Source organism: Coleofasciculus sp. D1-CHI-01 (genome assembly GCF_040218875.1).
GTDB lineage: Bacteria > Cyanobacteriota > Cyanobacteriia > Cyanobacteriales > Coleofasciculaceae > Coleofasciculus.
In genome coordinates, this window is sequence record NZ_JAVJQP010000107.1 from 55840 (window position 1) to 79774 (window position 23935).

Sequence of the window (23935 nt, forward strand, 5' to 3'; positions counted from 1 at the left end):
GACAGGTAGTTTGTTCTTCAAACTAATACTGGCGATTCATCCCACGCTCAATCAGAGATTAGAGCGTGGGGCTTCTCGCCGACTCAAGCTAATTGGCGACCCCACAGGCGCAAACGGTACTATCGGTACAAGCAGTGACCTCACCTTTACCAGTTTAGGTATCACCGACATTAACCAAGTTCTTGCTCCCTTAGCGAACAATGGCGGCTCAACTCAAACCCATGCCCCCGTTCCAGGTAGCCCCGCCCTAGATGCGGGGAATAATGCTAATATTCCTGCTGGTATAACGACTGACCAACGAGAAGCAACCCGCATTATTAATGATCTCGTTGATATTGGTGCATTTGAGTCCCAAGGCTTTACCTTAAATGTCACAGGTTCACCTCAAAGTACACCCGTTAATACGGCTTTTGCTGACTCATTGACTGTGCAAGTATTAGAGAACTTTGCTAATCAGCCGATTCCAGGTGTGCCTATCACGTTCAATGCCCCATCAAGTGGTGCATCGGGCAGTTTGGGTAACGGGACAACCGTCCTCACCAATCCTCAAGGTATCGCCGAGAATCCGGTTACGGCAAATACAATTGCGGGCAACTATCAAGTCATCGCTACCGCTAACGGTTTACAGTTGACACCCTTTGATTTAACCAACACAGATAACCCAACTCAACCGCCATTAACTCCTCAACCCGAACCCCAATCCCCATCAACTCCTCAACCGATTAATCCCGTCAATCCCATCAATGACTCATCTGCGAATCCAACAATTAATCCGGTCAATCCCATCAATGACTCATCTGTCAATCCAACAATTAATCCTGTCAATCCCATCAATGACTCCTCTGCCAATCCAACGATTAATCCCGTCAACCTACTCCAATTGCCCCAAAACCCACCCCCAATAGTCCAAGCTCAAATTCCTGACCTAAAACTTGATATTGTGGCAGAAATTGAGGAATATTTGACTCGTCAGTATGAGGATTATTTAGGGTTTTCCGATACTCCAACGACCAACCAAGCCGAATCCCAAGCCATCCTCCGCCGCATTGAACAAGAAACGGGAACGAAACCCGCACTACTCTATGCTGTTTTTGTTCCCAGTAACGCCCCCTCACTAACACCAACCCCCGGATTAGACCTCAACAAAAAACTAGAAACCCCTGAACGTGAACGCGACAACAGTCAGGATCAACTAGAATTAATTATTGTCACCGCTGAAGGGCAACCCATACGCCGTCCCATACCCGGTGCAACACGAGAAAAAGTTCTCCAAACCACTCAACAATTACGTCGCGCTGTCACCGATATTCGCATTCCTCGCCCTTACCTCCCGGCGGCACAACAGCTTTATCAATGGTTAGTTGCTCCCATTGAATCGGAGTTAAATACCCACCAAATTGATACTATTTCCCTTCTGGTCGATAGTGGTTTGCGTTCCTTACCCATGGCAATATTGCATGATGGGGAGCAGTTTCTTTTGGAGAAATACAATGTTCATTTAATGCCCAGTATTTCCTTGACAGATACTCGCTATGCGAATATAAAGAATCTGGCAGTCTTGGCGATGGGGGCATCCGAATTTACCGACCAAAATCCTTTACCTGCCGTTCCGGTAGAGTTATCAATAATTACGGAGAAACTCTGGCAGGGTCAATCGTTTCTCAATACTACATTCACGCCCCAACAGTTGAAAACAGCTCGGAATCAAACCCCCTTTGGCATCCTGCATCTAGCCACCCACGGTGAGTTTAAATCCGGCAAACCCGAAAACTCTTATATTCAGTTTTGGCAGACAAAATTAGCCCTTGACCAAATCCGAGAACTAGGATTAAATAACCCCCCGGTGGAACTGATGGTATTAAGCGCCTGTCGCACCGCTTTAGGGGATGAGGAGGCGGAGTTAGGATTTACCGGATTAGCCGTACAAGCGGGGGTTAAATCTGCCGTGGGAAGTCTCTGGTATGTCAGCGATGAAGCGACATTGGGATTAATGACCACCTTTTATTCCTACTTAAAACAAGCGCCGATTAAAGCTGAAGCATTACGACAAACACAGTTAGCGATGATTCGGGGTGAAGTGCGAATTGAAAAGGGTCAACTAATTACGCCGAATTTTACCATTCCTTTACCCCCTCAGTTGGCTGAATTACCAGATAAAGAACTCACTCATCCGTATTATTGGAGTGCATTTACATTAGTCGGAAGTCCTTGGTAAAACAGGCAATGGCTACAGTAAAGACGTTGCCTAAAACGTCTGGAACAAACCGCTATGATAGCGGACTCAAGTGCTAATATTACACCCGACTGTAGGGGGGCAAGGCTTGCATTGGTGTCAACTTAAGGTAGAAAACTAATACAGGGCGAGCATTTCACCCTCATCCCCTAACCCCTTCTCCGGACCCCCCTCGTTCCCCCCTACAAGAGGGGGGAGGACAGAGGATGCTTCGCTTTTGTTGCACAGGAGAAGGGGAATTGGAATATAACACCTTTCTTGCTCCCCTCTCCCCGGCGTGGGAGAGGGGCTGGGGGTGAGGGGTTGAGCTTAAGTTGACACGGATGAAGGCTTGCGCCCACGCTTATGTACTCATCCTATGAGAAATGCTACATAGTTCCACCGGAGGTCTTAACCGTCTTGGCAGTTGCTATAGTTGGTGAACAAGATGATATCAAACAAACTATAGTGTTTTTATTTGGGTCGTGAACACATGAACCTGGTAAAAAGGCAATGGGCAATGGGCAAGAGGCAATAGGGGAAAGAGATACAGAGTTTTTAAGTAATCTAAGAAAAGACCTCCTCGGTTTACAACTCATTTACAAATGCTATATCTTAACCTTATCAATATGGCGTACAGCGATTTTACGACCCTCAGCAAAGTCAGAACAACCTTTAACCTAACTATAAACGAAACCAGTCGCCTTTTTCCGGATATTGCTCCTCTTGAACCCAGCGATTACCTCAAAATCACGCTGCATGAATTTTTACCCCTTGCTAATGCAATAAACACAGAAAAAGCCCGTTCTGAATTAATTATTGCTCCTGTTTTGTTAGAAGTCCGGCGGCACTTCAACTTCCAAGTCGGCTTTTTTTCTGGCACAGACTTCAACGTAGACCCAACCGTTGGACTCAATGGATACTGTGATTATATTCTCACGGCTTCCCCCGAAATGTATGAAATCTATGCCCCAGTCGTTACCCTGGTAGAAGCTAAGAACGAAAATATTAAAAGTGGTTTAGGACAATGTATTGCTGAAATGGTGGCTGCCCAACGATTCAATCAACAAATGGAAATTCCCATTGATGTTATCTATGGTGCCGTTACTACAGGAATGATTTGGAAGTTTATTAAATTGGTCAATCAAACCGCTTTTATTGATTTAAACGATTACTTTATTAAAGAAGTTAACCAAATATTAGGAATATTATCGACTCCCTTAGGTCAACACCTATCCCATAGAAATGAATAGCTCATCAGCGAATTACCTGCACATCGACAGACAGATTGAGAGCAGCCCAGGCGCGATCGCAGGTCAAAACTCGAACTCCCAATCGCCATCCCAGACTTAAACAAGCACGATCTCCCAGAGATAAACCTGTTTGCCGAGTTGACTCCCACAGTCGTCCTACCATTTCCCCATCCTCCAGCGTAAACGGCTCTACCGTCAGCCCCAGTGCCTGCAAATCATTCACCATGCCATCCACCTCGACTCCTGCCGCGATCGCCTTCTGCACGACTTCCGCCCAGTTCACACTGGATATCACTGACTCGGTTAACACGCCATCCACAATCTCTTCTCCCGACTCACCCTTCAGATAAGCCAGCAACGCTGAAGCATCCAACACTACTGTCATTCACTCGCTTCCTTTTTCGCGGCTTGGCGACGTTCAGCGATTAATTCATTGACCAAACTGCGATTTGTGGGTACTTGTGCGAACCGTGCCTTCAACTGTTGCTTAATCGCCTCCGGCTTTTCCAGCACCAACCGCCCCGCCTCCTCACGGGCAACTAGCTTATCCCCTTCCTCAAACCCCAACAACCGCCGCAACGCTGCCGGAATGACTAACCGCCCCTGACGACCCAAATGTACTTCTACGGATTTGGATAGTTCGCTCATCTGCTTTATTTGTGCCACATTATTCATTCTATGCCACATATTAGAAGATGTGGCATTACTCCAGAGTGAGCAAGGAAACACCAAGGCTCCCGGCTCCTCCAGATAAAATTGGTTGCAGCTAGGTTGATTAATCGGTTAATACCCTAAACTCATGACATAAGGGATTGCCAGAGTCAAGTATTTTCGCTAAGATTAATCTCCCCATCTAAAGAGCTTCATTTGAGAACCAAAGTTGCTGACTCTTCTGGATCTGTAGTTTAGTGGCTGATGCTACTCCATCTGCCAACTGTATATATAAAAATATAAGACAACTACGCCAACTGGACACGAGATGACTCACACAATCATGACTAGAGAGCAAATTAACATCAATTATTTCTCTTTTTCAATGGAACTGGCGATGACGTAGCCGACTTAGATAGAACTGAGATTTTGCCGCACGGGTAATCAATTCCTAGTTACCGTAAGGTGGGCAAGAATAATTAACGATAATACAAGGGTTTCAAGGTTTATACCCCTTGCCCCCCTACCCCTAACGACGAATGACCAGTGACCAATGACCAATAACACCAGGAACTATTTTATGACAAACAGGAGCATCAACCTAAATCAACAGCATCAATCCTGGAATCGAGACGATGTAGCCTATCCAGGACAACGATGGTTAGTAGAAGAACGAGATGCTTGCGGTGTTGGCTTTATCGCCTCAGTCGCAGGTGTCGCTAGCCATGAACTGATTGAACAGGCACTTTCGGCATTAACCTGTTTAGAACATCGCGGTGGCTGTAGCGCTGACCGAGATTCGGGTGATGGCGCTGGCTTGATGACGACGATTCCTTGGGGGTTGTTTACGTCTTGGTTTGAGGAACAAGGAATTACCATGCCACCAACCGATCAGTTGGCGGTGGGTATGATATTTTTACCCCAAGATGGAACAAAGGCGACTAAAGTGCGCGATATTGTTGGCGGAGTCTTTGAACAAGACGGTTTCACCGTATTGGGTTGGCGTGTCGTCCCCCTGAACGAGTCGGTGGTTGGACCCCAAGCTTTAGAGAATCAACCGCAAATTGAGCAAGTTATTGTTAGCTGCCCCAATCAAGCTGGGGATGATCGGGAACGTCTTCTTTACAAAACCCGCCGTCGCATTGGTAACGCTTTAGAAGCCGATGGTACGCTTCATTGGTCGGATGATTTATATATTTGCTCCCTCTCCAGTCGCACAATTGTCTATAAAGGCATGGTGCGTTCGGCGGTACTGGGTGAATTTTATCAGGACTTAAAACATCCTGAGTTTCAAAGCCCCTTTGCCGTCTATCATCGCCGTTTTAGCACCAATACCCTACCCAAATGGCCCCTAGCCCAACCGATGCGGTTATTGGGACATAATGGGGAAATTAATACCCTGCTGGGTAATATTAACTGGATGAAGGCGCGGGAAGCGGATTTATCACATCCAGTGTGGGGGAACGACATCGAAGACCTCAAGCCCACGGTTGCTCCGGATAATAGTGACTCAGCTACCCTGGATAATATCTTTGAGTTACTCGTGCGATCGGGTCGTAGTCCTCTGGAATCCTTGATGATTATGGTTCCCGAAGCCTACAAAAATCAGCCCGATTTGCAGGATCATCCGGAAATTGTGGATTTTTACGAATATTACAGCGGCGTTCAAGAACCTTGGGATGGTCCGGCGCTGTTAGTCTTTAGTGATGGTCAAGTCGTTGGTGCAACCCTAGACCGGAATGGATTGCGACCTGCCCGTTATAGTATCACCCGGAATGGGTATGTGGTGGTCGGATCAGAAGCGGGTGTCGTAGACTTACCCGAAGCAGACATTGTGGAAAAGGGTAGACTTGGACCCGGACAGATGATTGCTGTGGATTTAGCCAACCACGAAATTCTCAAAAATTGGGACATCAAACAGCGAGTTGCCAAACGCTTACCCTACGGCGATTGGCTGAAACAACATCGTCAGGTTTTATCCCCTCAAGGGTTTACCGATACCCCCCAACTCGACGCCAAAGCGTTACTCCAGCAGCAAACCGCCTTTGGCTATACGGCTGAGGATTTGGATATGATCCTGGAACCGATGGTGAGTCAAGGGAAAGAACCCACCTTCTGTATGGGGGATGATATTCCCTTAGCCATCCTCTCGGATAAGCCGCGCCTGCTGTATGACTATTTCAAACAGCGCTTTGCCCAAGTAACCAATCCACCGATTGATCCCTTGCGGGAAAGTCTGGTGATGTCCTTAAGTATGGAATTGGGTGAACGGGGGAATCTGTTAGAGGCTAAACCAGACTATGCCCAACTGCTGAAACTGAAAACCCCGGTTCTGAATGAAGCCGAGTTAAATGCGGTAAAAACCTCTGGGTTTGCCACGACTGAACTCTCAACCTTATTTGAGATTAGCGCGGGTCCGGATGGGCTAAAAGCTGCCATTGATCAATTATGTGACCAAGCGGATCAAGCGGTGAAATCTGGCTCAAAAGTCCTGATTTTGAGCGATAAAATTGGTGAGAGTGTCGGAGAAACCACCAGTTATATTCCACCACTATTAGCAGTTGGGGTAGTTCACCATCATCTGATTCGCGAAGGGTTGCGGATGAAAGCTTCCCTGGTTGTGGAAACGGCGCAATGCTGGAGTACCCATCATTTTGCTTGTTTAATTGGCTATGGGGCTTCGGCAATTCATCCCTATTTGGCATTGGAATCGGTGCGTCAGTGGTGGTCGAATCCCAAAACGCAGAAATTGATGGATCGGGGTAAAATTGAACCCTTAACTATTGAAGCGGCACAGAAAAATTACCGTAAGGCGGTGGAAGCTGGCTTATTGAAAATCCTGTCAAAGATGGGGATTTCTCTACTCTCGTCTTACCAAGGGGCGCAGATTTTTGAGGCATTGGGAATTGGTGCAGAGGTACTAGATTTAGCCTTCCGGGGTACAACCTCCCGTTTGGGTGGTTTGAATCTGGCAGAATTGGCACAGGAAGTGATTGCTTTCCATCAACGGGCGTTCCCGGAGTTGACGGGTAAGAAACTGGAAAACTTTGGCTTTATCCAATACCGTCCCGGTGGCGAATATCACATGAATAGCCCGGAGATGGCAAAGGCATTGCATAAAGCCGTGGCGTCGTTTAATGGACAAGATGCGTCGGTTAAAAACGGAAACGGCAAAACTGACAACGGAAAGACCGCTTATGACCACTATGATGTCTATAAAAAATACCTGGAAGACCGCCCGGTCACGGCGTTACGGGATTTGTTAGACTTCAACAGCGATCGCGCCCCCATCCCGATTGAAGACGTAGAACCTGTGGCGGATATTGTCCAGCGTTTCTGTACCGGTGCCATGTCTTTGGGTTCCTTGTCACGAGAGGCACATGAAACCTTGGCAATTGCCATGAATCGGATTGGCGGGAAGTCAAATTCCGGTGAAGGGGGAGAAGACCCCGTTCGGTTTAAAGTCTTGGATGATGTGGATAATCAGGGGAATTCGCCCACATTACCGCATCTTAAAGGACTACGGAATGGGGATACGGCGAGTTCCGCCACGAAGCAAGTCGCATCCGGGCGCTTTGGGGTGACGCCAGAGTACCTGATGAGTGGCAAACAATTGGAAATTAAAATCGCCCAAGGTGCGAAACCGGGAGAAGGGGGACAGTTACCGGGGAAAAAGGTAAGTCCTTATATTGCCATGTTGCGGCGGTCTAAAGCCGGTGTACCGTTGATTTCACCACCCCCCCACCACGATATCTATTCCATTGAAGACCTCGCCCAGTTAATTTTTGACCTGCATCAAATTAATCCAGAGGCGAAGGTGTCGGTAAAATTAGTGGCGGAAATTGGCATTGGTACGATCGCCGCAGGGGTGGCGAAGGCAAATGCTGATGTGATCCAAATTTCCGGTCATGATGGCGGAACAGGCGCATCTCCCTTAAGTTCGATTAAACACGCGGGCGTATCTTGGGAGTTAGGGGTTACCGAAGTCCATCGGGCGTTGATGATCAATCAACTGCGCGATCGCGTGATTTTACGGGCAGATGGTGGCTTCAAAACTGGCTGGGATGTCGTGATGGCGGCGTTAATGGGCGCGGAAGAATATGGCTTTGGTTCGGTGTCGATGATTGCTGAAGGCTGTATCATGGCGCGGATTTGTCACACGAATAACTGTCCGGTTGGGGTGGCGACACAGCAAGATCATTTGCGGAAGCGGTTTAGCGGAATCCCGGATCATGTGGTCAACTTTTTCTACTTTGTCGCCGAAGAAGTGCGATCGCTCCTGGCACGGTTAGGGTATCGTAAGTTAGACGAGGTAATTGGTCGGGCGGATTTATTGCAGCAACGTGAGGATATCGCGTTAACCAAGACATCCACGGTATCGGTGAAATGCTTAACCGATTTACCGGATACAAGTCGCGATCGATCCTTCCTCAACCATGAGGTGGTTCATAGCAATGGACTCGTTCTCGATGATCAACTTCTCGCTGATCCAGAGATTCAAGCCTGCATCGCCAACCAAAGTTCCCTCACCAAAGACGTGGCGGTTCTAAATACAGACCGAGGGGTTGGCGCACGTTTAGCCGGTGCGATCGCCAAAAAATACGGCAATACTGGCTTTGAAGGGCAGATTACCCTCAACTTCAAAGGTGCAGCCGGACAAAGCTTTGGTGCGTTTAATTTGCCCGGAATCACCCTCAACCTGGTTGGGGAAGCCAATGATTATGTGGGTAAAGGAATGCATGGAGGTGAAATTATCATCACGCCTCCCACTGATGCAACCTACAACCCCGCCGAAAACGTAATTGTCGGCAATACCTGCCTCTACGGTGCCACAGGCGGTACGTTATTTGCCAATGGCTGGGCGGGTGAACGATTCGGCGTCCGCAATTCTAAAGGTCAAGCGGTGATTGAAGGGGCTGGCGATCACTGCTGTGAATACATGACAGGCGGTGTAATTGTGGTTTTAGGTCATGTTGGGCGCAATGTCGGTGCGGGGATGACGGGCGGGTTAGCCTACTTCTTAGATGAAGATGGGAACTTCCCGGCAAAAGTCAACCCCGAAATTGTTAAGATTCAACGGGTGACGACATCGGCTGGGGAACAGCAGTTAAAAGCCCTGATACAAGCCCATGTTGACCGCACCGGAAGTGCTAAAGCCAAGACAATTCTGGCAAATTGGTCGGACTTCATCGGTAAATTCTGGCAAGTGGTGCCACCCTCGGAGGAAGATACCCCTGAAGCCAATCCCGATGCGGTGAAAGAACGGGAGTTAAGTCCAGTTCAGTAAAACCTCGTAGAGACGTTGCATGCAACGTCTCTACAGTTCTCGAATGCTAGAACCGTTACGTTTTCACCAATCCTTTTTGAATCGCCAGAACAGCGGCTTGAGTGCGATCGCGCACGTCCAGTTTTTGTAAAATGGCATGAACATGAACCCTGACTGTCCCTGTGGCAATATGTAGGAGTTCCCCAATTTCTTGATTACTCTTACCCGCCGCAATCAGCGCCAGAATTTCCTGTTCCCGCTGAGTCAGAGGATTGGCGGACGATTCATCTGTATATTGGGCAACCTCCGGAGTCTGTTCTCCCACAGCGGCGCGAATTTCATGGGTACTGGTTTTGTCCCACCATGACGCCCCCACCGCCACAGAACGCAGTGCTAGGATTAATACTTCTGCTTCAATGCCTTTGAGACAGTATCCAGAAGCCCCCGCTGCAATTAGCCGCTCAATTAGAGGTTTCTGGGAATGAGAGGTTAAAACTAAAATCGGTAATTCTGGGTGCTGCTGCTTAATTTGACGACAGGCTTCCACACCACCAAGTCCGGGTAGTCCCACATCCAACAGTACAACATCGGGTAAATACTGATTGGTTAATTCCACCGCCGTCTCGCCATCTACCGCCTCTGCCACAATTTCTAATCCTGGTTCTTGCTGCAATCGCGTCGATAGTCCTAAGCGGAACAGTTCATCATCTTCTACGAGTAGAATCCGCATTCGTTATTTGTTTATGTCATTTGTTTATGTCATATTTTCGAGTAAAAACTCACGGATTTCGTAACCCGCCAAAGTTCCCTGCTGATAGCCGACTCCGCTAATTTCCGAATCTTCCATCTGCTGAGTATCAAATTTAACCAACTCTTGAGAGATAGCAGCAATTCGACACAGCGCCGACATGACCACAGAGCTACAGACTGGCTTCGTATCCGTAGGTGTGATGGCTCCCAAAACGTAGTACTTTTTCGGTACTTAGTCGGGTAAACTCTGGGCTTCTCTTAAAAGCCCCCGCTAGATTCGGTACTCCGAATTAGCGGCGGGTAGTTTACTCGTCTTTAACATAAGCCGGCACTTTAAACCCAAACAGCGCCCCTTTTGGTTTTCGGTTCTCTGCCCAAATTGTACCGCCATGGGCTTCAATAATCTGCCTCGTCAGGTATAGTCCTAGTCCCGAACCTGTGGCTTGACGATTGGTGTGTCCTTGATAAAATCGCTCGAATAGGTGAGGTAATTCTTCCTCTGTAATGCCTTGTCCACTATCAAGCATTCTGACAACTTGATACTCTCCCAGGGATGCCAGTCTCACTTCGACTTTACCGCCACGGGGGGAATGGTTAATGGCATTAACGAGTAAATTGGCAAACACTCGCTGCAATTGTAAAGCATCTCCATTCACCCATAAAGAACGGCGAAAGTCCGATTCACTTTGATTCAGGAGGATATGCACCCGACGGCTGGCGGCTAAATCGGTGAAGGTGGCAATCACTTCCTCTGCTAACGCGACTAAATTTACAGGTTGGCGTTGGAGTTTTAGCCCCTCAGCATCATTACGATAAACATCCAGCAGCGTCTGGATCAGTTGTAATGAAGCATGATGAGAGCGATCCATCATCCTCAGCACTTTTTCTTGAGGTGGCGTTATCGTGCCAAATTGACCAGCCTGAAACAATTTTATCGTTTCAATCGCTCCCAAGAGGGGGGTTTTCAGATCATGGGTGAGGGTAGACACAAAATCTTCGCGAATACTGGCGAGTTGGGTTTGGGCTTGCAACTGGGCTTTGTGTCGCGCGATCGCTTCTTCATAGCGGCGGTTGCGATCGCTTAACCAACCTGTCGCGACTAATGCCATCATCGCAATGAATCGATTGGCGACTGTTGCGGGATTGGTTAATTCTACAGTGGGAACAACCAGATTTAAAAGCGTTAGCACAGAGGCTATCAGCGTAACTTGCAGGGTGGCTGAACGATTTAAGCGGGGGTTCGCCAGCAAAATTGGTCCGGTGTACAGGTAGCCAAACACGTAGTCTGAGGGTGTGGCATACTCCAAAGCAATCACGACAGCAAAGGTTCCAGCTATCAGCCAACAGGTTTTGTGGTGCTGGTTTTGAGGAAAAAACGTCGGTTTGAGAGCCAGTAATCGGCGCAACATTATAATTCGCTTTGTTTATTTTATCCAAGCCTATAGATTACTCCTAATCTAGCCTAAACTTAGCGTTCAGCTACCAACTATATCTCCCAGTATATATCTCTAAATAAACCCAGATATTCATTGAATATAAATCCGCATATAATCCGATAAAGTTAAGCCATTAAAAAAGAAACAAAGAAATTTATACTCGATGGATGATGTCCATTTTTTTCTCAGCGTTAATAATTGAATTATTGAAAACTCGATCACCGTTCCCAGAACAGCTATCGATGCAAAACCATGTTTACATTGCCAATCCGCCTGATTCAGGCTCAAATTCAATGGCATAGCCGCCAATTCGGTATGAATTTCTCGGTTCTGCCAATACCTAAAGAATGCCTACTTATGAATAGTGTGAGACTCACCCACGGAATGGCTTCCACAATTGAAGCAGCAATGAATTACGGACAGGACTGTCTCTTGGTCGCCTTGCCCGACGCGATCGCGTCCGTTTACGAAGTCCTAACTGACAACAGTGATGCCCTATTCCCGTCGGACGGAATTCGTCCCTTACAAAGGACTAATGACCAATGACCAATGACAATCACTGCCGTTAAACTTTCTTATCCCCACTTAGCTTAACTTATGTTACAAGGCTTTTTCCAAATTGCCATAATTTTAGCAATATTAGTGGCAATTGTTCCCTTTTTTGGCACCTATATGGCGAGGGTGTTCTTGGGTGAGAGAACCATTCTCGACCCAATTCTAACACCGATTGAACGAGTCATTTATCGATTAATTGGAGTCCGTCCGCAACGGGATATGACCGGTTGGCAGTATGCCAAAGGCGTGCTGTACAGCAACCTCGCCATGTTTGTTCTGGTGTATTTAATCTTCATGCTTCAGGGGATTCTACCTTTGAATCCCACAGAATTAGATGCACCGAGTTGGGACTTAGCCCTACACACAGCGATTTCCTTTGTTACTAACACCAATCAGCAGCATTACTCTGGCGAAACCACATTCAGTTATGCCTCTCAAATGCTAGCGCTGGGGTATTTAATGTTTACCTCAGCCGCCACAGGGATTGCTGTTGCAATCGCATTCATTCGAGGGTTAACAGGTAGATCATTGGGGAACTTCTATGTAGATTTAACCCGATCAATCACCCGAATTTTGCTGCCGATTTCTCTAGTTGGGGGACTTATATTACTCATCCTCGGTGTCCCAGAAACCTTAGCTGGATCTGCGGTTGCCACCACCTTAGAAGGTGCCCCACAATATATTGCCAGAGGTCCAGTTGCTCACTTTGAAATGATTAAAGAACTGGGCGAAAACGGGGGAGGATTTTTTGGCATCAACTCAGCCCATCCCTTTGAAAATCCCAACGGTGCGACTAACCTGATTGAAACGATTACCATGTTGGTTATTCCCGCAGCACTAATTTACACCTACGGCATCTTTGCTAATAACAAAAAGCAAGGCTGGTTACTCTTTGGCATGGTCTTTTTTATCTATGCCGTCCTGATTGTAGTTGCTGCCATAGGTGAGTATCAAGGCAATCCCTTAGTCAACAATCCTTTAGGCGAACTGGCAACAAACTTAGAAGGAAAAGAAGTGCGCTTTGATTGGGCATTAACCGCCCTTTGGGCAGTGTCTACCACAGGAACGATGTGTGGTGCAGTGAACGGAATGCATGATTCACTAATGCCACCCGGAGGTTTTACCACCTTATTTAATATGTTCCTACAAATTGTTTGGGGGGGTCAAGGAACGGGAACTGCCTATTTATTTACCTTTTTAATCTTGACGGTATTTCTCACCGGATTGATGGTGGGGCGAACCCCCGAACTCTTTGGACGCAAGATTGAAAAGCACGAAATTGTTCTGGCGAGTGTAATTTTGCTAGTCCACCCGATTATGATTTTGATTCCTGGTGCGATTAGTATTTCCTTCGCGGATACGATGGGTTTGCCAGAGGCAGAAACCCTAGCCGGAATTACGAATCCCGGCTTTCACGGCATCTCCCAAGTTATCTATGAATATGCCTCTGCTGCTGCCAATAACGGGTCAGGATTTGAAGGATTAGCCGATAGTACGTTGTGGTGGAATTTGACAGCCAGCATTAGCCTTTTGGCAGGACGCTACATCCCCATTATTGCCCTATTGCTGTTAGCCGACAGTATGTACCGGAAACAGCCTGTACCAGAAACAACAGGTACGCTGCGGACAGATACAGGATTGTTTACCGGTGTAACGGCTGGCGTGATTCTCATCCTTGGCGCCCTCACCTTCTTCCCCGTACTTGCCCTAGGACCGATTGCCGAAGCCTTTCAAATTGCAGGGGGCGGTTAGCATTCAGCCTTTCATCGTCCTGACTAGACCCATTGATTATCCATCGTTACGGTATGAAAACGAAACAACCTCTGGAAACACCCCAAAAATCACCTCGCCGTCGTGAGAACCGACAGCAAAATAAACCAGGGCGAGTGAATACCAAAGGACTCTACAAACGCGCATTACGGGAAGCCTTCCTCAAGCTGAACCCCCGCGTGATGATGAAAAACCCAGTCATGTTTGTGGTTTGGGTGGGTACAATCATCACCATTTTGCTGGCGCTATATCCGAGTTTATTTGGTCCGGTTCCTGGAGACAATCAGCGCTTATTTAATAGCCTGGTTGCCATCATTCTCTTACTCACGATTCTATTTGCCAATTTTGCCGAAGCCGTAGCAGAAGGGCGGGGTAAGGCACAGGCAGATTCGTTGCGTTCCACTCAATCCGATACCATTGCCCGGAAACTTCTACCGGATAATACCACTGTAGAGGTGAGTTCCACCGAATTGCATAAAGGTGAAACCATTAAAGTGATTGCCGGTGACATTATTCCCGCCGATGGGGAAGTGATAGAAGGGGTGGCTTCAGTCGATGAATCCGCCATTACTGGGGAATCCGCCCCGGTTCTCAAGGAACCCGGTTCAGATGTGGCAAGTTCGGTTACCGGGGGAACCCGAATTCTATCTGATGAACTGATTATCCGGGTAACGGCAGAGCCGGGTCAAGGATTCCTGGATAGGATGATTGCTTTGGTGGAAGGGGCACAACGCAGCAAGACGCCGAATGAGATTGCTTTAACGGTATTGTTGGCGGTTCTTACCCAGGTGTTTTTAATTGTCGTCGTTACGATTCCCCCAATTGCTAATTATGTCGGTTCACCAGTGGGCGTGGTTACCTTAATTGCCCTATTGGTGGCGCTAATTCCGACAACCATTGGCGGATTACTCAGCGCGATTGGTATCGCCGGGATGGATAGAGTTGCCCAGTTTAACGTGGTAGCCACCTCGGGACGGGCAGTGGAAGCCTGTGGTGATGTGAATACCTTGGTTCTGGATAAAACTGGCACGATTACCCTGGGGAACCGCTTGGCTGAGGAGTTCATTCCCGTAAATGGTCACTGCGTTGTCGAGGTTGCCGATGTCGCATTAGCTGCCAGTATCTTTGATCAGACGCCGGAAGGCAAGTCGATTGTGAAACTGGCACATCATATTGGTTCAGCCGTCACCTTTGACCGCAACGCGGCGGAAGGGGTAGAGTTTACGGCGAAAACTCGCATGAGTGGCACAAATCTCCCCAATGGGGACGAGATACGCAAAGGCGCTGTGGATGCGATTAAGGGATTTGTGCGGTCTCGGGGCGGTCAATTGGCATCTGACTTAGATGAAGCTTACGAACGGGTTTCTCGCTTAGGAGGTACTCCCTTGGCGGTTGCCTGTGGTGAGGATATTTATGGCGTAATTTACCTCAAAGATATCATCAAACCCGGAATGCGCGATCGCTTTGACCAGTTGCGACGCATGGGGGTTAAGAGTGTGATGCTGACTGGGGATAACCGAATTACTGCCTCGGTGATTGCCCAAGAAGCCGGAGTGGATGACTTTATTGCCGAAGCGACACCGGAAGATAAAATCGCCGTGATTCAACAGGAACAAGCCGCAGGCAAATTGGTGGCGATGACGGGGGATGGGACAAATGACGCCCCAGCCTTGGCACAGGCAAATGTGGGATTAGCCATGAATTCCGGCACACAAGCGGCAAAGGAAGCGGCGAATATGGTGGATTTAGATTCTGATCCGACGAAGTTAATTGATTTGGTCACGATTGGCAAGCAGTTGTTAATTACGCGGGGGGCGTTAACCACCTTTTCTCTGGCAAATGATATCGCCAAATATTTTGCGATTATACCCGCCATGTTTGCGGCTGTTGGTATTGGCAGTCTCAATATTATGGGGTTAGCCAGCGCTCAATCTGCCATATTAGCGGCGCTGATTTACAATGCCTTGATTATTCCTGCCTTAATTCCTTTGGCATTAAAAGGTGTGAAGTTTAGACCCTTAAGTGCCAATCAACTGTTGCGACGAAATATATTGATTTACGGGTTAGGGGGAATTGTTGCACCGTTTATCGGCATTAAAGGGATTGATTGGTTAATAGCGGCTGTGGGATTGGCGTAGCACCACTATTTAACAAGGAGATAACGGATGAAACCAGGGAAGGATTTAAACGAAATTGTACCCAGAGACGTGAGTGAACTCATTGAGTTAGTCCGAGAACAGTGGCAAGGTAATCGTTTACCGATTCAACTCTTTCTACTGATGTGCTTAAATCTCGCGATCGCGCCAGCCGTCTATGCTACGACAGGGAATGAAATTACCCGCACAGCCGCTTATGCGATCGGTATTTTGGGCATTGTCACTCTGGGACTATCAGTGTACTTATTTGTGGTTATTTTTCAACCGGAGCGATTTTAATTATGTGGAAAGAACTTGTTGAAGAAATTCGCCGAAAATTGGCGGATTGGCGAATAAAGCGCCAGTGGCGGCATATATGGTTAGAACGGTATCAGAAAAAACACCAGAAAAAACAATCCAAGTCATCTGAACCGAACCAGCCGCATAAAATCTGTCAATTCCGTTAATTTGCCTCAGAAATAGGGGGAGTATATTACTCCCCTAACCTACCCTACCAGCACTACCCATTCATCATTTAAAACCATGTCTGTCATTCGAGAAACGATTACCGGAATTCGTGTCACATTCGTTTTGTGGATTTTGACTGCCCTAATTTATCCCTTTTTAATGATTTTTATCGGTCAAGTGTTTTTTCCCTATCAAGCCAATGGCAGTTTAATTACCAATAACCAAGGACAAGTCATCGGTTCAGCGTTGATTGGTCAATCCTTCTCCTCTGAACAATACTTCTGGAGTCGCCCCAGCACCGTAAACTATTCTGAAGGAGAAGAGGCGGCACCAACTGGCATTTCGGGTGCGAGTAATTTAGCACCCAGTAATCCAGAATTAATCCGACGAATTCAGGAAACCATTGACCAACTTCAGGACGCAGGAATTGAGCCAACAGCTGATTTAGTTTATGCATCGGGTTCGGGTTTAGATCCGCATATTAGCATTGAGGCAGCCAGAAGACAAATTGAGCGGATAGCGATAGCACGTTCCCTAGAAACTAATCAAGTTGAGACTCTCATTCGTCACTATACAGACGGTAGATTTCTTGGCATCTTTGGTGAACCCGGAGTAAATGTTTTAAGGCTGAATTTGGCACTCGATGCGTTGTAACGGGTTAAACCTCAAGGCAATGGTACGGAAGCCTATCACCTTTGTAGGTTCTGACTTTTCACACTATGTGGTGTCTCTGTAGGGGCGGGTTTCACAACTATCTTTTTAGTTGTACCCAGATGTAACTAAACCCGCCCAGACGCTTCAAAAGCGCGTCTCTACAATAGTTTCTAGACTTCCCGTGAAAAGTGAGGTGTAGGTTGGGTTGAGGAACGAAACCCAACGAGAGCGAGTTAGCTTGAAGGTAAGGAGACGAAAACGATGAATAATGTCAAAATTTTAATTGTCGATGATGAGAAAAATATTCGACTAACGATTGCTCAGTCGTTAGATCCATTAGGGTATCAGGTAGCCACAGCAGACAATGGTGAGGATGCTCTATTACAGTTAAAAGTTCAAGAATACGATCTAATTCTGTTAGACCTCAAAATGCCAGGAATGAATGGATTAGAAGTGCTACGACGTGCTATCGAGATATATCCAGACATCAAAATCATTATTATTTCCGCACATGGCACGATTGAAGATGCTGTTGAAGCAATGAAACTCGGCGCTGTCGATTTTTTGCAAAAGCCATTTACTCCTAAAGAAAGGCGAGTTATTGGAAGCGTTAAAAAATTACCGAGTTGCTCTAGACCTTGACCCCACCTACAAACCGGCACAAGCGAACCTCAAACGAGCCACGCAATCCCACAAAAGCCGTCCTCCGTTGAGGTAACGCCATGCGGAAGTTGATTCTATTTTTGACCACCTCATTTCTAGTCAGATTTCTAATTTGGATTCCGCTGCGGTTTCTATTTCTCAGGCTCTTTGGATTCTACGTCGGGAGTTATCTATTTAATTTTTTTGGAGGTCTCCTATTTCTCTATTTTTTAGAGCGGCTTTTTGTCCTTTTCCGAGAAGATGATGGGCGAGGTCTAATTGGCGTGTTTATCCCGGAATGGGTAGAACAACCTGTTGCTAATGTGTTTTGGCAAATCACTCGACCTGTGCGAAAAAAATGGTTTATTTATAAACACGGTTATTCTCCACAAATTCAACCTAAAAAAGAATCCGTCCAAAACTAAATTATTGGTTACTTGTAAAATAGATATCCCTAAGTAGAATGCACCTACCGACTTACCTAGCTCAAGTCCTACCCGGACCGATTACTGACCCTGTAGCCGTTTTCCTCACCATTTTGGCGATTATGTTAGTCGCTCCCCTGCTATTTGAGCGACTGCAACTCCCTGGTATTGTCGGGTTAATCCTCGCTGGTGTGGTGGTTGGACCCCATGTTCTGGGTCTGCTGGAACGTGACAGTACAATTGTTCTATTAGGAACCGTCGGGTTGCTATTTTTGATGTTCATGGCGGGGTTGGAAACCAGCCTAAATGACCTTAAATACAATGCTAGTAAAGCCGTCATTTTTGGGTTAACTACCTTTACTGTGCCGATGGTGCTGGGGACACTTACCATGTTGGTGTTGGGATATGGCGTCTTAGCCGCCATACTGGTAGCCTCATGCTTCGCGTCTCATACCCTCCTAGCATTACCCCTGTTGAACAAGCTGGGAATTATGCGAACTCAGGCTGTAACCGCGACTCTGGGAGCAACCTTAATTACCAATGTTTTGGCATTATTAGTATTAGCCGTTGTCCTCAAAGCAGATGGCGGAACACTCACCCTTAGTTTTTGGTTATTTCTGATTCCAGCGCTTTGTATTTATACATTTGCCACCCTCTGGGGTGTTCCTAAAATCGGTCGCTGGTTTTTCCGGCGGTTTGGACATGACGAAGGTGCAGAATTTATCTTTGTTCTGGCGACGTTATTTGTCATTTCTTATCTAGCAGGTTTGATTGAAATTGAACCGATTATCGGTGCATTTTTAGCAGGAATTGCCCTGACGCCACTGATTCCCCAACTGAGTCCTTTGATGAATCGGATTCAGTTTATTGGTAACACCTTATTCGTGCCATTTTTTCTGATTTCTGTAGGAATGCTGATTAACCCCCTGGTGTTAATCCAGCAACCAAAATCTATTTTAATTGCGGCTGTTATTGTTGTCGTTGAAGTAATCAGTAAGTTTCTCGCGGCTTGGGGAACAGGGAAGTGGTTTGGCTTTCGATTTCCCAGCATCATGATCATGTTTGGTCTGACCATAGCTCAAGCCGCTTCCACGCTAGCCGCGATTACAGTTGCCTATGATGTCGAACTGGTTGATGAGTTAACCGTTAATGGCATTATTGCCATGATCCTAGTTACTTGTATTGGTTCGCCCTGGATCACTGAGCGCTGGGGTAAGAAAGTCGAAACTGTCCAAACTCTCTCAGTTGAAACCGAAAGTTCTCAGCGATTGGGGAAGCGCGTTCTCGTTCCGGTGGCTAATCCCAATACTGAAGATAACCTGCTGCAATTGGCATTAATCTTGGCAAAAACTGCTCAAGGAATATTACTACCACTTCATGTTATTTCCGATAAATATAAACCTGTAACTCCCCAAGCAAAGATGCTACAAACCCAGCTCTTAGCCACAGCAGAAGCCATCGCTCATGCCGCCGTAACTCAGGTGGAGTCAATTGGTCGAGTGGATGATGCAATTGACAGAGGAATTACCCGCACAGCATCAGAACGTGATGCCAGTCTGATTATTTGTGGGTGGAAAGGATACTCAACCACTCGCGAGAATTTTTTTGGCAGTGTTATCGATAATGTAATCCAGCGATCCCCTGTCCCCGTATTAATTAGTCGGTTTTCCCAACCGATTGAAAATACCCGACGAGTTCTTTTAGCCGCAGACGTTCAAACTACGTCATCGGCTACATTTAAACAAACCGTAGAAGTCGCTGATAATTTAGCCAAAGAAATCAAAGCAACGCTCCAACTTATGGTGGTGGCGACTCACTCGAAACCGTTCAGGCTACAGCCAGAATCAGTTGGGTTAAGTATCGATACTCCGCTAATGCGAGTGCGGGGAAATTTTGTCAAAAACGTTTCCCGCCTGCTGCAAAGGGACGACTTGCTAATTTTAATGGCATACACGGATTCTACTCGTTTATTAAGTTTGCCAGGGCAACTGATCGAACCCGAGGTGATCGCACGAACTCATCCCGATACCTCGATGATTGTAGTTCACTTTCCGAAGACTACTTTATAAGTTAATTTCTACGTTTTGATCCGCGATGATTAATAAAGACGAACTCACCCATTCATCCGCTTCCCCTGAATCTTTTGAACCCCCTACCAGCCGTCGCGGAAAACACCGTCTGTATATCGGTATGGCACCGGGCGTGGGTAAAACCTATCGAATGTTACAAGAAGCGCATCGACTTAGAGAAGAAGGAATTGATGTCGTTATTGGGTTATTAGAAACTCACGGACGCCAGGAGACAGCAGCAGCCGCTGAGGGACTAGAAATGGTTCCCCGTTTATCTATATGTCGAGGAAACACAACGCTTACGGAAATGGACACCAATGCAATTCTGGCGCGTCAACCGCAACTGGTATTAGTTGATGAACTCGCCCATACGAATATAAAGGGTTTGCCTAGGGAAAAACGTTATCAAGATGTTGAAGTTATTTTAGATGCCGGGATTGATGTTTTTTCTACCGTTAATATTCAACATTTAGAAAGTCTCAATGATTTAGTTGCCAAAATTACCGGGGTTGTCGTGCGAGAACGAATACCCGATCGCCTCTTGGATGAAGCCGACGAAGTGGTTATTGTCGATGTCACGCCAGAAACTTTAGAAGAAAGATTAATCGAAGGGAAAATTTACGCCCCTGAAAAAATCGAACAATCTCTACAGAATTTCTTCCAACGCCGAAACTTACTCGCTTTACGAGAATTGGCACTGCGGGAAGTGGCTGACAACTTGGAAGCCGTGGCTGAAAAGTCTACCCTAACAGGCAAATTTTACAGCGTTCACGAACGGGTGTTAGTTTGTGTGTCCACCTATCCTAATTCAGCTCAATTGCTACGACGGGGGGCGCGGTTAGCGACTATTATGCGAGCCCGTTTATATGGATTGTTTGTGGCTCACCCTGAACAGTTTCTCACCAAAGATGAAAGCCTCTATATAGAAATGTGTGAGCATTTTTGTCAGGAATTTGGGGGTGAATTTTTACACGTCACCAGCACCAATATTCCCAACGCGATCGCTAAAGTAGCACATAACTACCACATTACTCAAGTCGTGGTGGGACAAACTCATAAATCCCGATGGCAGTTAGCCTTACGAGGTTCTCCTGTGCAGCAGTTGCTGCGGTATCTCAAGGATGTTGACTTGCACATCATTGCCACCTAGGCTAATTGGAGTTCCCTACCCCCACCGCTTGCACTTATTCAGCAGTCCCTATTTGCTACTGTCAGAGTGTAAGTCCCGTGCGGTCAAGCCAGACAATAGTGGTTGTGGCTAAATTAGCTTATCCGGCGATTCATCCCACGCTCTAATCTTCGATTGAGCGTGGGATGAATCGCCAGTTTATTATTGACAACTTGCTTGTTGTAAGCTAATATTAAGGGCAAATTGTTTTTGTATTTCATTGACAAAGCTGTAAAAGCTGGTAAATTGACAGCAAAAACTAAATTCCATAACTACAGTTTCTCTTGCGATAAGCAATAAGTGGGCTCTTGCGTATTCCCCACTATAAAACGCCGGAAGCGTCGTTCTGAAACGGAACCCCAAAGGAAGCCTACAACCGTACCCGCAGGGTCGGTGTAGGAGGACGTCACAGAAGGATGAAGGAGAAAACCCAGGTTTGCCTTCATCCTTACTGTTTTTTCCGGCAAATCCTCAGTCAGAGGGAACATTCCAGCCTGGTTTTGCCTCATAATTTAGTAAGGAGAGAAAAAGTCTCCTGAATTTGTACTGCGATACTATCGACCTTTTGTAGAAAGAAGCACTGCCATGGTTCAATACTCCATTAGTGCCACCAACAATCCCAAAAAACCGATCAAACTTAGCATCTGGGAATCGGCTGTGCTAACCGACTCTCGCGTTCGCCCCTTTCACTTCAAAGCGAATTATAGCTGTGAGACTCTACCCGAAGCCATGGAGATTCTCCGACAAGTTGAGACGGAGTCCCAACAATACGAGGCGGTTGCCTAATAAACCAAAGGACAAATGACGAATATAGTATCGTTATCGACTAACCCTCCGCTACCGATCATAGGTAAAAAAAACGGATCTTCCGGACTTAGTGTGCTAAAATATCAGTTTTCATGAGCCAGGAAGCTTGCCACACAAGCACTGTAGCTTTTAATCGCCTCAAAATATAGCAACCGCCATAGCGGTTAGGACGCATCTTATGGTAGAGACGTTGCATGCAACGTCTCTACAACAGTTCGGAAAGTCCTAATCAATGTGTCTACTGCTATAAATTGAAATTTGGGTAAAAATGGTTAAAGCTATTGCTGTCCAATATTTGGACAAATCAAACTAACAATTTAGCACACTAACTACGGAAGACCCCCCAAGACACGCATTAACTCAAAATCCATAGCTCCACCGAGCGCGATACCCTCTCACATCAATATGGGTAAAACAGCTAGCACTAGCTAATCCACCCCGATTTCCCCACCAGGATTCTAGGCGCTGATTAACTTGGGGTGGGGAGATTCCTTGAACCACAAAATCCACAGCATCACCAACTAAATGCCTGGATTTTGTTGCCCCTCCGACTTTACGATTAGTTACTGGATCACGATACCAAGAATTTATAGTAATCGGACGAGTACCCAAATATTCTCTCACTTCTTCCATCACATGAGCCACTCTCAAAATCCCCTCAACCACTTCATTATTCACGGGAATCCTTGAGCCATTCATTGTCGCTTCCGCCCAACTAAAGTGTCCACCTTCGAGAATTGGATTTCCCAGATAGACTGTTCCTAATTTGGGTACGGTGATGGGACGTCCTTTATTTGGTGAAGCAATTTTAGTTTCGGGTTCTTCTGCTTTATCGCTGGGGCGATTATTCGGTTCCGTTCCCTGAATTTCGATATGTTCTTTGAAAACATACCAATCACTCTGATTATTCTGCCCTAACAAAACTCCATCGGGTAACAGGACTTTGACGTGTCCTCCCTCAGAAGGATCATCCTCAATAATTTCCAGGCGAGTACCCCCTTTTACCGTGATTTTTTCTTCTGGTTTGAGCCGAAATGATTGATCGGGTCGCGCTTTAAATACTGTATCGGATAAGACCTTGATTTTAATGCCTGTTCCCGGTTTAGGGATATCAATGATTTTCTGGGATTGGAGATAGTAAACAATCGCCGCTGCTCCAATGGTGGTTGATGGATGCTTCAGAACCGTGGTGCCACCCCAAACCCACTCGGATTCATCTCCCACTCCATGTCTAAATCCATTCCACAAGTCAAACCCCCACAGATAAGCACCGAGGGTGCGAGTTCGGGCTTTATGGAACTCCTTAGCCAGTAAAATTTCTGTCACTTTTTTCACAAATAAGTCAGGTTCGCGGAGGTTCCACTCACTGTAGTGAAGAACTGCTGCAAACCACCATGGAATGCCTGTCGCTTGTTCAACGGTTTCATAGTGTTGTCGCAGATCCTTCATTCGCTCAACAACTTGCTGAACTTCGGATTCTTTTTCTTTTTGTAAGTTACAGGTCAGGAAGGCTTTTTCGTAGTCAGGTAAGAGTGTCTTGAGGCGAAAGTCCATAGTTGTGTTTAGCCCTTTTGGAACAATTAACTCTAGTTAATATTTTACTCTGCTCTAATTGAGACTGGTACGGCTTCGGGGGGGTAAACGTCCCTTTTTATTAGGGTTTTAGCGTTTTTA

The 23935-nt window shown here is 46.6% G+C and carries 20 protein-coding genes; 14 read left to right on the forward strand and 6 right to left on the reverse strand.

The annotated features are described in order from the left end of the window. Positions 1–10 precede the first annotated feature (10 nt). Both RIB93_RS19550 and RIB93_RS19555 read left to right on the forward strand, forming a co-directional pair. The gene (locus tag RIB93_RS19550; protein WP_446374720.1) at positions 11–2215 is read left to right on the forward strand and encodes a CHAT domain-containing protein; all 2205 of its coding nucleotides are present in this window, start codon (positions 11–13) and stop codon (positions 2213–2215) included. Between the two features lie 626 nt (positions 2216–2841). Continuing rightward, the gene (locus RIB93_RS19555) at positions 2842–3465 is read left to right on the forward strand and encodes a hypothetical protein (RefSeq protein WP_446374722.1); all 624 of its coding nucleotides are present in this window, start codon (positions 2842–2844) and stop codon (positions 3463–3465) included. A gap of 4 nt (positions 3466–3469) precedes the next feature. Here RIB93_RS19555 and RIB93_RS19560 read toward each other — a convergent pair whose 3' ends face one another. After that, the gene (locus tag RIB93_RS19560) at positions 3470–3850 is read right to left on the reverse strand and encodes a type II toxin-antitoxin system VapC family toxin (RefSeq protein WP_446374724.1); all 381 of its coding nucleotides are present in this window, start codon (positions 3848–3850) and stop codon (positions 3470–3472) included. Beyond that, positions 3847–4113, reverse strand: coding sequence for an AbrB/MazE/SpoVT family DNA-binding domain-containing protein (locus tag RIB93_RS19565; protein WP_446374726.1), 267 nt, complete (start codon positions 4111–4113; stop codon positions 3847–3849). Before RIB93_RS19565 ends, RIB93_RS19560 begins: the two co-directional genes overlap by 4 nt. Before the next feature lie 583 nt (positions 4114–4696). On the opposite strand from RIB93_RS19565, the gene gltB reads away from it, so the two are divergent. Further along, the gene (gene gltB, locus RIB93_RS19570; protein WP_446374728.1) at positions 4697–9403 is read left to right on the forward strand and encodes a glutamate synthase large subunit; all 4707 of its coding nucleotides are present in this window, start codon (positions 4697–4699) and stop codon (positions 9401–9403) included. A gap of 55 nt (positions 9404–9458) precedes the next feature. On the opposite strand, the gene RIB93_RS19575 is transcribed toward gltB, so the two are convergent. The 3 genes from RIB93_RS19575 to RIB93_RS19585 all read right to left on the reverse strand — a co-directional run bounded on the left by RIB93_RS19575 (position 9459) and on the right by RIB93_RS19585 (position 11541). Beyond that, entirely contained in the window at positions 9459–10112 is a 654-nt protein-coding gene (locus tag RIB93_RS19575; RefSeq protein WP_446374730.1) for a response regulator, read from the reverse strand. Positions 10113–10136: 24 nt separating this feature from the next. After that, positions 10137–10343: an RRXRR domain-containing protein gene (locus RIB93_RS19580; protein WP_446374732.1), complete on the reverse strand. Its 207-nt coding sequence runs from the start codon at positions 10341–10343 to the stop codon at positions 10137–10139. Between the two features lie 94 nt (positions 10344–10437). Next, positions 10438–11541 (reverse strand): sensor histidine kinase, encoded by a 1104-nt coding sequence (locus tag RIB93_RS19585; RefSeq protein ID WP_446374734.1) that lies wholly within the window; start codon positions 11539–11541, stop codon positions 10438–10440. Positions 11542–11820: 279 nt separating this feature from the next. Between RIB93_RS19585 and RIB93_RS19590 the strand changes: the two genes are divergently transcribed. The 11 genes from RIB93_RS19590 to RIB93_RS19640 all read left to right on the forward strand — a co-directional run bounded on the left by RIB93_RS19590 (position 11821) and on the right by RIB93_RS19640 (position 22240). Next, complete coding sequence (locus RIB93_RS19590; RefSeq protein WP_446374736.1) at positions 11821–12114, forward strand: hypothetical protein; 294 nt, start codon at positions 11821–11823, stop codon at positions 12112–12114. A 51-nt stretch (positions 12115–12165) separates the two neighbouring features. Beyond that, a complete protein-coding gene (kdpA, locus tag RIB93_RS19595) occupies positions 12166–13875 on the forward strand; it encodes a potassium-transporting ATPase subunit KdpA (RefSeq protein WP_446374738.1) in 1710 nt (569 codons plus the stop codon). A gap of 53 nt (positions 13876–13928) precedes the next feature. Next, a complete protein-coding gene (gene kdpB, locus RIB93_RS19600) occupies positions 13929–16031 on the forward strand; it encodes a potassium-transporting ATPase subunit KdpB (RefSeq protein ID WP_446374740.1) in 2103 nt (700 codons plus the stop codon). 27 nt (positions 16032–16058) lie between these two features. After that, a complete protein-coding gene (gene kdpF, locus RIB93_RS19605) occupies positions 16059–16328 on the forward strand; it encodes a K(+)-transporting ATPase subunit F (RefSeq protein ID WP_446374742.1) in 270 nt (89 codons plus the stop codon). A gap of 2 nt (positions 16329–16330) precedes the next feature. Next, positions 16331–16495, forward strand: coding sequence for a hypothetical protein (locus RIB93_RS19610; protein WP_446374744.1), 165 nt, complete (start codon positions 16331–16333; stop codon positions 16493–16495). A 76-nt stretch (positions 16496–16571) separates the two neighbouring features. Continuing rightward, complete coding sequence (gene kdpC, locus RIB93_RS19615) at positions 16572–17150, forward strand: K(+)-transporting ATPase subunit C (RefSeq protein ID WP_446374746.1); 579 nt, start codon at positions 16572–16574, stop codon at positions 17148–17150. Between the two features lie 261 nt (positions 17151–17411). Continuing rightward, positions 17412–17792: a response regulator gene (locus RIB93_RS19620; RefSeq protein WP_446374748.1), complete on the forward strand. Its 381-nt coding sequence runs from the start codon at positions 17412–17414 to the stop codon at positions 17790–17792. Between the two features lie 80 nt (positions 17793–17872). Next, positions 17873–18217, forward strand: coding sequence for a hypothetical protein (locus RIB93_RS19625; protein ID WP_446374750.1), 345 nt, complete (start codon positions 17873–17875; stop codon positions 18215–18217). A 38-nt stretch (positions 18218–18255) separates the two neighbouring features. Then, a complete protein-coding gene (locus RIB93_RS19630) occupies positions 18256–20286 on the forward strand; it encodes a cation:proton antiporter domain-containing protein (protein ID WP_446374752.1) in 2031 nt (676 codons plus the stop codon). Positions 20287–20311: 25 nt separating this feature from the next. Further along, entirely contained in the window at positions 20312–21436 is a 1125-nt protein-coding gene (locus RIB93_RS19635; RefSeq protein ID WP_446374754.1) for a sensor histidine kinase KdpD, read from the forward strand. 603 nt (positions 21437–22039) lie between these two features. Further along, positions 22040–22240, forward strand: a complete 201-nt coding sequence (locus RIB93_RS19640) for a hypothetical protein (RefSeq protein WP_446374756.1) — start codon at positions 22040–22042, stop codon at positions 22238–22240. 381 nt (positions 22241–22621) lie between these two features. Here RIB93_RS19640 and RIB93_RS19645 read toward each other — a convergent pair whose 3' ends face one another. After that, the gene (locus RIB93_RS19645) at positions 22622–23815 is read right to left on the reverse strand and encodes a D-Ala-D-Ala carboxypeptidase family metallohydrolase (RefSeq protein WP_446374758.1); all 1194 of its coding nucleotides are present in this window, start codon (positions 23813–23815) and stop codon (positions 22622–22624) included. Positions 23816–23935: the final 120 nt, after the last annotated feature.

Bases quoted from the DNA above. Each gene is read 5' to 3' on its own strand.
- RIB93_RS19635 (WP_446374754.1), top strand. From the start codon at position 20,312: ATGATTAATAAAGACGAACTCACCCATTCATCCGCTTCCCCTGAATCT.
- RIB93_RS19630 (WP_446374752.1), top strand. From the start codon at position 18,256: ATGCACCTACCGACTTACCTAGCTCAAGTCCTACCCGGACCGATTACT.
- kdpA (WP_446374738.1), top strand. From the start codon at position 12,166: ATGTTACAAGGCTTTTTCCAAATTGCCATAATTTTAGCAATATTAGTG.
- RIB93_RS19620 (WP_446374748.1), top strand. From the start codon at position 17,412: ATGAATAATGTCAAAATTTTAATTGTCGATGATGAGAAAAATATTCGA.
- RIB93_RS19590 (WP_446374736.1), top strand. From the start codon at position 11,821: ATGTTTACATTGCCAATCCGCCTGATTCAGGCTCAAATTCAATGGCAT.
- RIB93_RS19565 (WP_446374726.1), bottom strand. From the start codon at position 4,113: ATGAGCGAACTATCCAAATCCGTAGAAGTACATTTGGGTCGTCAGGGG.
- gltB (WP_446374728.1), top strand. From the start codon at position 4,697: ATGACAAACAGGAGCATCAACCTAAATCAACAGCATCAATCCTGGAAT.
- RIB93_RS19555 (WP_446374722.1), top strand. From the start codon at position 2,842: ATGGCGTACAGCGATTTTACGACCCTCAGCAAAGTCAGAACAACCTTT.
- RIB93_RS19610 (WP_446374744.1), top strand. From the start codon at position 16,331: ATGTGGAAAGAACTTGTTGAAGAAATTCGCCGAAAATTGGCGGATTGG.
- RIB93_RS19625 (WP_446374750.1), top strand. From the start codon at position 17,873: ATGCGGAAGTTGATTCTATTTTTGACCACCTCATTTCTAGTCAGATTT.
- RIB93_RS19640 (WP_446374756.1), top strand. From the start codon at position 22,040: ATGGTTCAATACTCCATTAGTGCCACCAACAATCCCAAAAAACCGATC.
- RIB93_RS19560 (WP_446374724.1), bottom strand. From the start codon at position 3,850: ATGACAGTAGTGTTGGATGCTTCAGCGTTGCTGGCTTATCTGAAGGGT.
- kdpF (WP_446374742.1), top strand. From the start codon at position 16,059: ATGAAACCAGGGAAGGATTTAAACGAAATTGTACCCAGAGACGTGAGT.
- RIB93_RS19645 (WP_446374758.1), bottom strand. From the start codon at position 23,815: ATGGACTTTCGCCTCAAGACACTCTTACCTGACTACGAAAAAGCCTTC.
- RIB93_RS19585 (WP_446374734.1), bottom strand. From the start codon at position 11,541: ATGTTGCGCCGATTACTGGCTCTCAAACCGACGTTTTTTCCTCAAAAC.
- RIB93_RS19575 (WP_446374730.1), bottom strand. From the start codon at position 10,112: ATGCGGATTCTACTCGTAGAAGATGATGAACTGTTCCGCTTAGGACTA.
- kdpB (WP_446374740.1), top strand. From the start codon at position 13,929: ATGAAAACGAAACAACCTCTGGAAACACCCCAAAAATCACCTCGCCGT.
- kdpC (WP_446374746.1), top strand. From the start codon at position 16,572: ATGTCTGTCATTCGAGAAACGATTACCGGAATTCGTGTCACATTCGTT.